Below are 13119 nucleotides of genomic sequence, written 5' to 3'. Positions count from 1 at the left end.
TTCGTCCGAACCCAATCCCGGGACCAAATCCAGGCCTCTCAGGGAATGCCGATCATCTTGTGGGTCTGCAGCGAGAGCCGCCAGCGGGCGTCTCGGCGGCAATAGGCGATCGCCGCCTCGGTGCTGGCGACCCGGTCGGGGCCGTCCATGGGCTGGAGGAAGCGGTGCTGGAAGGCGAGATCCACGAAGGCCGCGGGATCGGCGTCCGCCTGCGGGTAGACGAGCTTCAGCTCGTGGCCGGAGACCTGTGCGAGGGCGTTGCTCCCCTTGGGGCTGACGCAGATCCAGTCGATCCCCGGGGGCGCCGGCAGCGTGCCGTTGGTCTCGATGGCGATCTCGAACCCGGCCGCGTGGACGGCCTCGATCAGCGGCGTGTCGAGCTGGAGCAGCGGCTCGCCGCCGGTGAAGACAACGTAGCGGTTCGCGGTGCCGCCCGCCCAGGTGGCGGCGATCGCGTCGGCGAGGGAGGCCGCGTCCGCGAAGCGCCCGCCGCCCTCCCCGTCCATCCCGACGAAATCGGTGTCGCAGAACCGGCAGGCCGCGGCGGCGCGATCGGCCTCGCGCCCGGACCAGAGGTTGCATCCGGCGAACCGGCAGAACACGGCGGCACGGCCCGCCTGCGCGCCCTCGCCCTGGAGCGTGTGGAAGATCTCCTTGACCGCGTAAGCCACAACCGTCCCAGTCACCGTCGCGCGCGATCCGGCTTGCGCGCCCGGCCTGCACATAAGCCGTGCCGCCCGCGCGGGCCACCGACAACCGCGCCGTGCAGACCCGCGATGTGATCTCGCCTTGCTCTTGCCACGGTAGGCTCGTTCATGCCGAGATGCAGTCCGGCGATCGCCTTTCGGCCGTCCGGGTTGCGCCGCTCTCCGGCTGGCCGGCCGGAAATCCGACGCCCCCAGGGCGTCGATCCAGGCGATCCTCTGACGAGTCGGGCTCGAATGTCCTCTTCTCTCTACCGACGCCTCACCGTCGGGCTTGCGGCGCTGACGGGTCTGCTCGGGGCGGGCCTCGTCGGGATCGGCGCCGCGAACGCCGTGACGGTGCCGATCCTCGTGGCCGACGTGGATTCCGGCAAGGTCATCTACGCGCAGGCGCCGACCGATCCCTGGTACCCGGCCTCGATCACGAAGCTGATGACGACCTACGTCGCCCTGGACCTCGTCCGCCAGGGCAAGGTCTCGCTCGACTCGATGATCACCATCTCGGCCGCCGCCGCCGCGGAGCCGCCGTCGAAGATGGGCTTCAAGCCGGGCACGCAGCTCACCCTCGACAACGCCCTGAAGATCATCATGGTCAAGTCGGCGAACGACGTCGCCTACGCGATCGGCGAGTCGCTCGGGGGATCCGTCGAGAACTTCGCCGCGCTGATGAACGAGACCGGGCAGCGGATCGGCATGCACGACAGCCGCTGGTTCAACCCGAACGGCCTGCCCGACCCGCGCCAGTGGACCTCCGCCCGCGACATGGCGGTCCTCGCCCGGGCGTTGATCCGCGACTTCCCGGATTCCCACGACCTGTTCTCGATCTCGGCGATCCAGTTCGGCCGCGCCGTGATGGCGAACCACAACGGCCTGCTCGGGCGCTATCCCGGCACGGACGGGATGAAGACGGGTTTCATCTGCTCGGGCGGCTTCAACGTCGTGGCGACCGCCACGCGCAACGGCCGGCGGATCGTCACCATCGTGATGGGGCAGCCGACCCCGCGCGAGCGCGACGTGAAGACCGCCGACCTGTTCGACTACGCCTTCGGCCAGAGCGCCGGCTGGACCAGCCCGACCCTCGACGCGCTGCCGGCCTCCGCGATCCCGGCGCCGCCGGACATGCGTCCCTTCGTGTGCGGCGGCAAGAAGCCCCCGGCCATCGAGGACGGTCCCGGCGCGCTGAGCGCCCCCGGTTCGGCCGCGCAGCTGATCGGCGGCTCGGCGGCGAACTCGCCGGCGCTGGCGCTCGCCGCGTTCTCCAACCCGGCCCTCCGGGCGCGGTCCCTGCCGCCGCGGGCACCGCTCCAGCCGATCGCCGTCTGGGTCGGTCGCAACCCGGCCGAGGGCCAGCAGATCCTCGAGGCGCAGGAGGCCGAGCAGAAGGCCGCCGCCGCCAACACCCGCGCCGCCAAGCTCGAGGCCGCCAAGGCCAAGCGCGCGGCGGCCCTGGAGGCGGCCAAGCAGGCGCGCGCGGCGCGCCTGGAGCGGGCCGAGGCCGCGAAGGCGGCCGCCAAATCCGCTCCCAAGGTCGCCGCGAAGCCGGGCCACGGCGTTCCGCGGAACGCCAGCGCCTACACGTCGGACGTCACGCCCGGGATGCCGGAGGCCAAGCCCGGTAAGGGCCTGAGCAAGCCGGCGCCGAAGGCGACCGCCCACAAGCCGTCGCCCGCCAAGGCCGATACGACGTCCCACAAGGCGGCGGCCAAGGCCCCGGCCAGGAAGCCGGCCGCCAAGAAGGCGGCGGCCGACGAGTAGGTCCGCGCGGGTGTCCGTGCGGCCGCCGCGTTGCCGCGGAGGCCGCCACACCCCACTTCGTCGCCCATGTCGCCGCCTCTGTCAGAGACCCCCGCCCCCGCTCCGGACCCGCGCCGCCCGGAGCCCATCCCGCTGACCGTGCTCACCGGGTTCCTCGGAGCCGGGAAGACCACCCTGCTGAACCGGCTGCTGCGCGATCCCGCGCTCGCCGACACGGTGGTGATCGTCAACGAGTTCGGCGAGATCGGCCTGGACCACCTGCTGATCGAGACCGTCGACGAGGACATGATCCTGCTCGGCGCCGGCTGCCTGTGCTGCACGGTGCGGGGCGACCTGATCGCCACCCTCGAGGATCTGCTGCGCAAGCGCGACAACGGCCGGATCCGGCCGTTCCGCCGGGTCGTGATCGAGACGACGGGCCTCGCCGATCCGGCGCCGATCCTGCACGCGCTGATCTACCACCCCTACCTCGTGCTGCGGTACCGTCTCCAGGCCGTGGTGACGGTGGTGGACGCGGCTACCGGCGCCGCGACCCTCGACGCCCATCCGGAAGCCCTGCGGCAGGCCGCGGTCGCCGACCGGATCGTGCTGACCAAGGCCGACCTCGCGGGCGACCTCTCGGGGATCCGCGCGCGCCTCGCGGCGCTCAACCCGGCCGCCCCGATCGTCGCGCCCGACGCCCCCGCGGACACGCTCCTCGGCGGCCTGTTCGGCCTCGACGGCAAGACCGCCGACGTGCGCGCGTGGCTCGGCGACGCGGCCCTGGAGCAGGCGCATCACCGCCACGCCGACGTGAACCACCACGACGCGTCGATCCGGGCGATCTGCCTGACCAGCGCGGCGCCCGTGCCGCGCCCCGCCTTCGAGATGTTCATGGATCTCCTGCGCTCCGGCCACGGGCCGAAGCTGCTCCGGCTCAAGGGCCTCGTCGCCCTCGCCGACGATCCCGAGCGTCCCCTCGTCGTCCACGGCGTCCAGCACGTGTTCCACGCGCCGGTCACCCTCCCGGCCTGGCCGGATCCCGACCACACCTCGCGCCTCGTCCTGATCCTGCGCGACCTCGATCCGGCCTTCGTGCGCCAGCTCTGGGACGCCTTCCTCGGCCGCCCCCGGGTCGACGCGCCGGATGCCGCCGCCCTCTTCGACAATCCCCTGGCGATCCCCGGCCCCTGACGCCGGCGGTCGGCACCGTCCTTGAAGCCCTCGACGCGAAGGGCGCCCCGGAGGCGCCGGATCGTCCCGGATCGGGACGGGTCGTCGAGAGGCAGGACACGCGGATGGCGCGACGCTTCACCGTGATACAGGGCGGGCTCACCGAGCGGCCGGACCGCGCGGCGGATCCGGAAGCCGGAGCCGGTGCCGAGGACGGCGCCGAGACCGGGACCTGGCGGGTCGATCTGCGGCGACCCGGTGCCGTCGACGCGGCCTCCGTCGCCGCGTGGCGGGCCATGCTCGTGCGCAACGCGGTGACCGACCCGCTGCGCGACCCGGACCACCTCCTCCCGCTCGCCCAGCACTGCCCGGCCGGTCGTCCCGTGGCCGTCGCCCTCGCCTGGAGCCGGGACGCGCGCGACGGCCACGAGACCCTGCGCGGCGTGGTCCCGCTGGCGATGCCGCATCCGGTCTGGGGCCGCCGCGCCCGGCCCTGGCAGCCCGCCGAGCCCGACGCGGCCGCCCTCGTGGAGCGCGCGGCCGCGGAGGCCGTCGACCGGGCGCTGCGGGAGCGGCTCGGGGCGCTGCGCCGCCCGCTCCGACTCGTCGGCCAGTCCGCACCCGCCCCGGATCCGGAGCCGCGGCGCCCCGTCCTGGCGGCCAGCCGCCCGGCGCGTTCCCGGCCGATCCCGGCCGGGAACCTGCTCGGCGTGCGTCCCGAGGGCTGGGAGCCCGCGGAGACCGAGATGCTCGCCGTCACCGAGCCGGAAGCGGTCCGCGACGCCGTCGAGACCTTCCTCGCCCTCGACGCCCGCACGGCCGCGCGGCCGATCATCGCCGACCCGGCCGAGGCGTCGCTGGTGCGTGTGGTCACCCGGCTGTTCGCCCGCCGCGGCGCGCTGCGGGTCGAGTTCCGCCGGCGGGCCGGCGCGGTGGTCGCCGGGACGCTCCACCTGTGCGCCGGCGCCAACGCGGTGCCCTGGCGCCGCGCCCGGGCCTGAGTGGTCGGTGAGCGGTCAATCCGCCGCGTCCGGGGCGCCTGTCGACGGGGGCGGCGAACCCTAGCTGGCCGACATGACCCGCGACCTGCCCCACGGCGTTCGACCCGCTCCGCGCCGGAAGGCGGCCGCACGGACTGTGCCGCGCTCGCGCGGGGCGGGCGAGGCCGACCGGGTGGCCGCCATCCTCGCGCGCCTCGCCGAGCGGGACCCGGATCCGAAGGCCGGATTCGACCGCACCGACCCGTTCCGCCTGCTCGTGACCGTGCTGCTCTCGGCCCAGTCCACCGGCCCGACCGTCTCGCGGATCGCGGACGCGCTGTTCGCCGAGGCCCGCGATCCCGCCGCCATGGCGGCCCTGGGGGAGGCCCGGATCACCGAGATCGTCCGGCCGGTCGGGCTCGGGCCCTCCAAGGCGCGCAACATCGTCAGGCTGTCGGCGGTCCTGCTCGCGGAGCACGGCGGCGCCGTCCCGCGCAGCGCCGCGGAGATGCGCCGCCTGCCGGGGATCGGCCGCAAGAGCGCCGAGGTCACGGCGAACTTCGCCTTCCACGAGCCGGTGATCGCGGTCGACACCCACATCTTCCGGATCGCGAACCGGATCCCCCTCGCCCCGGGCGCGACGGTCGACGCGGTGGCCGACGGCCTCGCCCGAATCGTGCCGGACGCGTTCAAGGACAACGCCCATGTCTGGCTGTTCCGGCACGGGCGCGACATCTGCACGGCCCGGAAGCCCGCCTGCCCCCGGTGCCCGGTCTCCGACCTCTGCGCGTGGCCGGGTAAGGCGACGGCCTAGACGCTACTCGTCCTCGCCGAAGCGGTTGGCCAGCAGGGCCTCGATGGCGTCGAGGCAGCTCTCCGCGTCCGGGCCGACGGCGGTGACGGCGATGCGTGTGCCCATGGCGGCGCCGAGCGTCAGCAGGCCCATGATCGAGCGCCCGCCGACCGTCTCGCCGGCCCGGGTGACCGTCACGGCGGCGTCGTAGCGCTCCACGGTCTGCACGAACTTCGCGGAGGCGCGGGCGTGGAGGCCCCGCCTGTTGATGATCGGGAGCTTGCGGAGCAGGCCGCCCTCCGGAACCGGCGGATCGTCATCGGTCTCGAAAAGCTCGTCCATCGCCCGTGGTGTTTCCCGCCCGATCGGCGGCCCTGGCGGCCGCTCGTCCCGAACCTAAACCATTGACCGGGCGTGTCGATCCCGCAGCCCCGCGGGCGCGGTGGAACGGGCGGCTGTGTGACCGTGCCGGCTACCACTCGTACTCGGCGCCGACGCCGAGGCTGGTGCGGCCGTCGGTCCCGGCCTCGCCCTTCAGCTTGATCCGGCGGGTGACGTCGAAGTCGACCCCGACGGCGGTGTCGGCGGGCTTCGCCCCGGCCTTCACGCCGACGCTGACCCGATCCGAGATGTAGCGCGAGGCGCCGATCGCCGGCCCGCCGCTCGCGCCGGTGGAGACGTCGAGGCTGTCGAGGCCGAGGCTCTTGCGCGCCTGCTCGAACACGTCCGGACCGGCGGCGCCCCCCGAGAGCTGGGCGACCGCCTGGGCGAGCTGCAGCGCCTGGAACGGCGACAGGCCGGCCGAGGCCTTCTTGAACAGGATCCGCGACAGGATCTCGTCCTGCGGCAGGACCGGATCCGAGGTCAGGGAGAATTGCGGCGCGTCCGCGAAGCCCGAGACCGCGATGCGGGCGGTCACGTCGGTGGCCTTGGTCTCGGCGACGAAATCGAGCTCCGGCGTGGTCAGGCTGCCGGCGAAGGTCAGCCGGCCGCGGCTGAAATCCAGGCGCTGGCCCACGAGCTCGAACTGTCCGCGCCGCAGCGAGAACGCGCCGTTGGCGTTGGGCGACGCCGAGGTGCCGGTCACGCGCAGCGCACCGCCGAGTTCCGCGTCGATGCCGCGCCCGCGCACGAAGATGCGGCTCGGCGCGTCGATCGTCACGTCGAGGGTGGCGTCGAACGGGACGGCCGGCTTCCCGCCCCGTCGCCCGGACCGGGTCGCGGCCTTCCGCTCCGCCCGCTGCGCCAGGCGCGCCTTCAGGGCCGGCGGCGTGTTGACGTGGCGGACGCCCGGCAGCGGCCTGATGGTGGCCGGCAGCCGGTCCGGAACCGCGACGTCGATCGACACGACGTTCACCCGGCCGGCGATCCGCGGCGTCCGCGCCAGCGGCCCCGCCAGCGTGATGTCGACGCTCGACACGGCCGTCATCAGAGGGCTCGAGACGAGTTCGGCCTTGTCGGCGACGACGTGGAAATTGCCCGGGAAGTCGGGCGCGAGGGAGACGCGGCCGGTGACGGAGACCTGACCGCCGTTGCGGGCGGTCGCGGTCAGGCGCTCGACCACGACGCTGTCGCCGCGGCCGGTGACGCGACCCTCGATCCCGGTAAAGCGGAGCCCGTTCAGCGGATCGGTGAAGCTCCCGCCGCTCAGCACCGCCGCGCCCTGGGCCCGCGGCGCCGCGAGCGTGCCGGTGACGCCGCCGTCGATGGCGATCTTGCCGGTGACGCTCTGGCCGCCGACGCTCAGGAGGGAATTGGCGAGGGCGGCGTCGAGCGTCCCGCGCGCGCGCAGGTCCAGCGGACCCCCGGCCTCCACGGGCAGCGACCCGGAGACCGTCAGGGCGACGCCGCGCCCGGCCGTGAGCCGCCCGTCCAGGCTCGCCTGCCCGTCCGACAGCGTGCCCTTGGCGGTCGCGTCGATCGCCGGCAAGCCGGCCTGCCGCGTCTGCGGGGCAACGAGCTTGGCGACGCTGACCGCGTAGCGCCCCTCCGGCCGCGTCGCGGGGCCGCGGAGATCCGCCTCCCCGTCCAGGGTCCCCGAGAGGGCGAGGCTCGGTGCGGCGATCCGGGCGAGCGACAGGGGCAGCGACCGGATCGCCACCTTGAGGTCGAGATCCCGCCCGGCGCGGCCCGCGACCGTGATGCGGCCGGAGCCCGCCGCGATCGACAGGCCGTCGATCACCGCGCCGCCGTCCCGGAGGGTGATCGCCGCCGGCCCGGTGAGGGCGAAGCGGTCGTTGCCGCGGGCCGCCGACAGGCGCTGGATCTCGATCCGCGTGTCCGCGGCCGGGACGACCCGCGCGGCACCGTCGAGCGTGAAGCCGCGCGCCCGGGCGGTGAGGCTCACGTCGCTGAAGGCGGGCGTGCCGTTCGCGAGGAGCCGGATCGTGTCGACCTGCTGGCCGGCGGCCAGGAGCCGGTCGGCCTCGACGCGCCCGTCGAGGACCGGGTGGGCGCGCAGGTCGCGTCCCGAGAGGTCCGCGTCGAGCCGCGCGAGGGCGGTCTCGCCGTAGCGGAGACCGGCCCCGGTGGCGCGGACGGTCACGTCCTGGCGCCCGCCGTCGCGGGCGAGGGTCAGCGCGGCGTCGAGACGGCCCGCGACCGGTTCCGGGACCAGGGGCGCGATGTCCGTCAGGTCGCCGGCCCGCACGGTGAGCGCGCCGGCCGACAGCCACGTGTCGGCCGCGACCGTCGCCTGGCCGGCGACGGAGACCGAGCCGAGATCGAGGCCGAGCCGGTCGAGGACCCAGTCCCCGCCGACGCGCGCGAGGTGCGCGCCGCCGGTCAGCGGCTTGCCGCCGACATCGCCGCCGAGCCGGACCGTGCCGTCCGGCGCGAGGAGCGCGTCCCGCAGGACCGCCTCGACGCGCAGGTCCCGGATCGGCTTGCCGGCCGCCGTGGCGGAGGGCGCCGTCAGGGTCGCGGTCACGTCCGGATGCTCGAGGGATCCGGTCAGGCGCGCGTCGACGCCCGCCCTGCCGGTGAGGCGCCCGTCGAGATCCGCGAGGCTCTTGAGGTCGATCCTGCCGGTGACGTCCGCGCGGGTCGCCGTCGCCTCGCCCTGCAGGGTCGCGGTGACGCCGGAGCCTTCGAGGCGCAGATGGTCGAAGCCGTACCCGTCGAAGGTCTGGGAGACGCGCCCCTGGAGGCTCGGCGCGCGGCCGAGGGTGCGGTCGGCCGCCCGGATCCCGGTGACGACGCCGCTCGTCGTCACGGCGAGGTCGGCGGCGACGGCCTTGCGCGCCGGATCGCCGCTGAGCCGCGCCTTGGCGTCGAGGCTGCCCGCGAGACCCTGGCCCGCGAGGCCCGAGAAGACGGAGAGGTCCGGCAGCGCCGCGTCCACGGTGCCGGTCAGGGTGTTCTGGCCGACCCGGCCGGCATAGGCGGCCCGCGCCGTGTCGGAATCGAGCTTGAGCGCCGCGATATCGAGAACGCCGTCGGCGCCGGCCGAGGCCCGGAGCGTCACGGTGGCCCGGCTGCCGATCGCCCGGCGCAGGGCCGGGTCGGCGAGCTTCAGCCCGTCGACCCGGCCGTCCGCCGCGATGGCGAAACGCTGCGCCGACGGCTCGCCCTGCGGGTCGATGCCGAGGCTGGCCTCGATCCGGTCCAGGCTGGAATCGCGGCTGCGCAGGGCGGCCGCGTCGAGACGGCCCCGGACGGTGGGCGCCGCCAGCGGTCCCTTGAGGCTGCCGTCGAAGACGAGCTTGCCGATCTCGGCCTCGCCGGCCCGGGTGACGTCGCCCTCCGTCGGCAGGGCGCGCGCCTGCAACGTCAGGTCGGCGACCCGGTCGCGGGTGAGGCTGCCGCCGGCCGTCAGGCGCGCCGTGCGGGAGGTCAGCTCCAGCCGGTCGATCCGGAAGGCGCCGCTATCCGCGAAGGCGAGGCCGCCGTCGAGCTTGGTGGTGCCGGCGAAGACCGCCGCCGCCGGACCGGGCATCAGCCCCTCGATCCGGGCCGCGAGGTCGAGGGCGAGGCGCCGCTCGGCCCCGATGCGGGAGATCTTCGCCCCGCCCCTGGCGCCGATGTCGGGACCGGCCGTGAAGTCGAGCTTGGCCCCCCAGGCATCCAGTGTCCCGGTCCCGTCGAGCGCGAAGTCGATCGGCGGGGTGCCGGGCAGGTTGGCGGCCTTCGAGAGCAGTCCGCCCGCCGGCTCGACCAGGTTCGCCTTGAGTTCCAGCCGCTCGCCGTTCGGCACGAACAGCAGCGACAGCAGGAAGCGGCCCGGCGCGTCGAGGCGCTGCGCCCTCGCCTGCAGGTCGAGCCCCTCGCTGGCGGCGCCGAGCTTCGCCCGGCCCTCCGCCGACAGCCGCGCCGGCTGCCCGGCCACCGCCTCGCCCAGCGTCAGCTCGGCCAGCTTGAACCCCTTGATCTCGACCTTGACCGGCAGGTCCGGGAGGAGCCGCCCGTCGGGCTTGGCCTCGGGCGGCGGCGGTCCGGGGATCGGGCGGCGCAGCACGTCGAGATGCCCGATCTCGAGGCTGTCGACCTCCAGCCGTCCCGACAGGAGGGCCAGCCGCCGCCAGACGATGCGGGCCCGGTCGAGCTTCAGCCAGACGCCGTCGCGGTCGCTGATCGCCACGTCCCGGATGGTCGCGTCCGAGGACAGGGCGCCGTCGATGGCGCCGATCGCCACCCGCGACGAGGGCGTCGACAGGGCGCGGGACAGGAGGCCGCCGAGGACGGACTTGTCGCCCTCGTCGGCGCGCGTCGCCGCGAGGGTCCAGGGCAGCAGGGCGAGGCAGACCAGGACGAGCGCCAGGCTCAACCGGCCGGGACGGGCGGTCGGACGCGCGGTGCGCGGCGTGAGTCCGGTCCGGAATACCATTCAGAACGCCTGCCCCAGGCTGAGATACAGGACGGCGGGACGCACGTGTCCGCCCTTGTAGGGATCGAGCGGGAAGGCGACGTCCGCGCGGATCGGCCCGATGCCGGTGTAGTAGCGCAGGCCGATGCCCACGGATTTGCGGATCTTCTCGTCGAAATCCGGCGTCGCCGAGGCGAAGGCGGTGCCCGCGTCGAAGAACGGCACGACGCCGATCGTGTCGGTGACCTTGATGCGCGCCTCGAGCGAGGCCTCCAGCAGGCTGCGGCCGCCGATCGGCAGGTTGAAGGGGCCGATCGGCCCGAGGGTCCGGTATGGGTAGCCCCGCACCGAGCCGCCGCCGCCCGCGAAGAACCTGAAATTGTCGGGGATCTCCCCCAGCGGCGCGCCCGAGACCGAGCCGAAGCCGACGCGGCCGGCCAGGATCACGCGGGCCTCGTCGTCGAGGGCGTAGTAGGTGGAGCCCTGCGCCTTGGCCACGACGATGCCGGGCGAGGAGATCGCGCCGGGATAGACCGCCAGCGAGGCGATGGCCCGGACGCCCCGGGTCGGGTCGAGGAGGCTGTCGGTGGAATCGTAGGTGACCGAGGCGGGCACGCCGATCAGCCGGTAATTGACCGTGCCGAGGGCGTCCTTCGACCGGCCCGCCTGCGCGTCGAGCCCGATCTGCGCCGAGAACGTGTCCGAGAACCGGTGGCGGATCGCCCCCGAGACGCCCCCGCCATCCACGAGGTAGCTCTGCTGCACCTCGCGGGTGATGAAGGCGTTGGCGAGAAAGTCGTTGCGCGTCCCCCAAAGGGCCGGCTGGACGTAGGTCGCCGAGAGGCGGCCGCCGAGGCCGTTCGTGCCGATCCCCGCGAGCTTGCGCTGGTTGGCGAACGGGTCGTTCCCGAGACCCAGATAGTAGATGTCGGCATCCACCCGGAAGGACTCGCCGCCACCGAACAGGTTGCGGTTGGCGTAGTAGGCCCGCACGCCCGGCCCGTCGACGGTGGAGTAGCGCGCCGAGACGCCCACGAGGTTGCGCTCGCGCTCGGTGACCGCGACGAACAGCGGCAGGTTCCCGTCGGCGTCGAGGGTCGTGCCCTCGCGGACCCGCACGCCGCCGATCCCCTCGATCCGCGCCACCGACCGGCGGATCGCCGCCACCGCCTGGGGCGAGTACGGGTCGCCCGGCTCGGCGTAGATGAAGGACCGGATGGTGGCCGGGTCGATGCCCGGCGCCCCGCTGACCGTGACCGGGCCGAGTCCGGCCACCGGGCCCGGCGCCACCGTGAAGGTCACGTCCATGACGTGGGCGGAATCGTCCACCACGGGGTCGCGCGCGATCACCTTGGCGAAGGGATGGCCCTGCGCGCGGAACTGGTCGACGATCTGCGCTTCCCGCGCCAGCACGGTGGCGGAACGCGCGGGCACGTCGTCGTCGACGCGGGTGACCCGCGCGGGCAGAACGGCGTCCGGGAACGGGTTGCCCGCCGGATCGCGCACGGTGATCCGGCGCAGATGGTAGAGGGGTCCGAGATCGACCGCGATCCGTACCGGGACGAGGCCGCGGTTGCGCCACGCCTCCGCGGCACCGACCGCGGTCGCCGCCTGGCCCGGCACGGGCGCCCCGTCGATCCGGATCGACACCGTTCCCTGATAGTAGCCGTAGCCCGACAGGACGTCGGCGAGCTTGGCGCGGTCGGTCTCGGCCCGGCGCAGCAGGCCCTCGCCGTCGGGCGGCGGTTCCTGCCGCAGGCGATAGAGGGTGGACGTGTCCTGCAGGGCCCGCAGCACGTCGGAATCGTCCGTGCCGGTGATCCGCAGCGTGTACGGAAGCGCTGTCGCGCTCGGTGGCGGCGGCTCCGGCTCGCTGCCGAACAGGCCGAACAGGTCGAAGGCGCGCGCGGGTTGGCTCCCCGCGGCGACCAGCAGGGCCAGGGCCAGGGCGGCCAGCCTCGGCGGCGATGCGCGACGCATCACCGGGCGGGCCGCACGATGAGAGGGAGCGGAGACGCGCAAACCGCGCTCTTCAGCTCCGATCGAGGTCGGCCGTGCCGCCTGCCTGTGAGATCATTGCCGCTCCCCCCTTACGCCGTATCACGACGTACCCCACCGCATCTTAAGGCCAGGTGCCTGCGAGGCCAACACCGCCAAGGTCGCGGCCCGGGGACCGCGCCCGGGAACCGGTTCGGCCGCTCGCGATGAGGCTGGCCGACGACGGGCTCGAGGCGCGTGATGCAGGCGGCACAGACCGCGAACCCGGGGCGGCGCGGTGCTCGGACTCCCCTCCCCTCGCGGAGGGCAGGCCCTGTCACGGAGCGTGTCCGCGCCACGAGCGGTTCCACGCGACTTACTGCCACAACGCAGAACCCGCCGCGCTGTTGAGCGCGGCGGGTTCTGTGTGTCGGATTTGGTTGCGGGGACAGGATTTGAACCTGTGACCTTCAGGTTATGAGCCTGACGAGCTACCGGGCTGCTCCACCCCGCGCCAAGTCTGTGCGGCTGGTCCGGGTCGACGCGGGCTCTGTGTGAGCGTGCGCCGTGTCCGGGGGCCGGATCGGTGTTCGTGTCGAGGGAATGATGATTGCGATGGGCGGGTCTGGCGGCGACCGACTCTCCCGTGTCTTGAGACACAGTACCATAGGCGCTGGCGTGTTTAACGGCCGAGTTCGAGATGGGATCGGGTTCTGGGCACGCCGCTCAGGCCACCAGACCGGCGCATCGCAATTTGTTTGGCACTGGGCGTCGCAGGGTGCTGCGACGGCGAGTGCTGTGTTCGGCAAGCATGCAGCGTCATCGCTGCGGGTCTTCTTATAACCGTGGCTGTGTGCCCGTCACCCGCTTTGCAGCGGCTGCCGGTCACACACGGACACGGATCACGAGAGCGATCAAGCCAATCGGGCGATTAGTACCGGTCGGCTCAACGCG

General features: G+C 74.0%; 8 protein-coding genes, 1 tRNA gene and 1 rRNA gene. 4 read left to right on the top strand and 6 right to left on the bottom strand.

Annotated features, from left to right (window positions below; translation table 11 throughout):
• Positions 1–38: 38 nt before the first annotated feature.
• A complete protein-coding gene (gene queE / locus BLW78_RS17405; protein WP_091681085.1) occupies positions 39–671 on the bottom strand; it encodes a 7-carboxy-7-deazaguanine synthase in 633 nt (210 codons plus the stop codon).
• Positions 672–941: 270 nt separating this feature from the next.
• On the opposite strand from queE, the gene BLW78_RS17400 reads away from it, so the two are divergent.
• The 4 genes from BLW78_RS17400 (at position 942) to nth (ending at position 5405) form a co-directional block, all read left to right on the top strand.
• Positions 942–2459 (top strand): D-alanyl-D-alanine carboxypeptidase family protein, encoded by a 1518-nt coding sequence (locus BLW78_RS17400; RefSeq protein WP_091681083.1) that lies wholly within the window; start codon positions 942–944, stop codon positions 2457–2459.
• A gap of 66 nt (positions 2460–2525) precedes the next feature.
• Positions 2526–3632 (top strand): CobW family GTP-binding protein, encoded by a 1107-nt coding sequence (locus BLW78_RS17395; RefSeq protein WP_091681080.1) that lies wholly within the window; start codon positions 2526–2528, stop codon positions 3630–3632.
• A 104-nt stretch (positions 3633–3736) separates the two neighbouring features.
• Entirely contained in the window at positions 3737–4612 is an 876-nt protein-coding gene (locus tag BLW78_RS17390; RefSeq protein WP_091681079.1) for a GNAT family N-acetyltransferase, read from the top strand.
• A 172-nt stretch (positions 4613–4784) separates the two neighbouring features.
• Entirely contained in the window at positions 4785–5405 is a 621-nt protein-coding gene (gene nth, locus BLW78_RS17385) for an endonuclease III domain-containing protein (RefSeq protein WP_244526972.1), read from the top strand.
• A gap of 3 nt (positions 5406–5408) precedes the next feature.
• On the opposite strand, the gene BLW78_RS17380 is transcribed toward nth, so the two are convergent.
• From BLW78_RS17380 to rrf, 5 genes are all read right to left on the bottom strand, one after another.
• Positions 5409–5726 carry an HPr family phosphocarrier protein gene (locus tag BLW78_RS17380; RefSeq protein WP_091681076.1) on the bottom strand — a complete coding sequence of 106 codons (318 nt, stop codon included), beginning with the start codon at positions 5724–5726 and terminating at the stop codon, positions 5409–5411.
• Positions 5727–5856: 130 nt separating this feature from the next.
• The gene (locus BLW78_RS17375; RefSeq protein ID WP_091681074.1) at positions 5857–10209 is read right to left on the bottom strand and encodes a translocation/assembly module TamB domain-containing protein; all 4353 of its coding nucleotides are present in this window, start codon (positions 10207–10209) and stop codon (positions 5857–5859) included.
• Complete coding sequence (locus BLW78_RS17370) at positions 10210–12168, bottom strand: autotransporter assembly complex protein TamA (protein ID WP_091681073.1); 1959 nt, start codon at positions 12166–12168, stop codon at positions 10210–10212.
• Positions 12169–12602: 434 nt separating this feature from the next.
• Positions 12603–12679, bottom strand: a tRNA-Met gene (locus BLW78_RS17365).
• A 109-nt stretch (positions 12680–12788) separates the two neighbouring features.
• A 5S ribosomal RNA gene (rrf, locus tag BLW78_RS17360) occupies positions 12789–12904 on the bottom strand.
• Positions 12905–13119: the final 215 nt, after the last annotated feature.

Origin of the sequence: Methylobacterium sp. 275MFSha3.1 (assembly GCF_900108435.1) — a bacterium.
Lineage (GTDB): Bacteria > Pseudomonadota > Alphaproteobacteria > Rhizobiales > Beijerinckiaceae > Methylobacterium.
Note: the sequence above shows the minus strand (reverse complement) of the source record. Positions and strands in the feature narration are given on the sequence as shown.

What these genes read in the sequence shown, in the direction of transcription:
- BLW78_RS17400 (WP_091681083.1), top strand. Translation starts at nt 942, where the DNA reads ATGTCCTCTTCTCTCTACCGACGCCTCACCGTCGGGCTTGCGGCGCTG.
- BLW78_RS17395 (WP_091681080.1), top strand. Translation starts at nt 2,526, where the DNA reads ATGTCGCCGCCTCTGTCAGAGACCCCCGCCCCCGCTCCGGACCCGCGC.
- BLW78_RS17390 (WP_091681079.1), top strand. Translation starts at nt 3,737, where the DNA reads ATGGCGCGACGCTTCACCGTGATACAGGGCGGGCTCACCGAGCGGCCG.
- BLW78_RS17380 (WP_091681076.1), bottom strand. Translation starts at nt 5,726, where the DNA reads ATGGACGAGCTTTTCGAGACCGATGACGATCCGCCGGTTCCGGAGGGC.
- BLW78_RS17375 (WP_091681074.1), bottom strand. Translation starts at nt 10,209, where the DNA reads ATGGTATTCCGGACCGGACTCACGCCGCGCACCGCGCGTCCGACCGCC.
- BLW78_RS17370 (WP_091681073.1), bottom strand. Translation starts at nt 12,168, where the DNA reads ATGCGTCGCGCATCGCCGCCGAGGCTGGCCGCCCTGGCCCTGGCCCTG.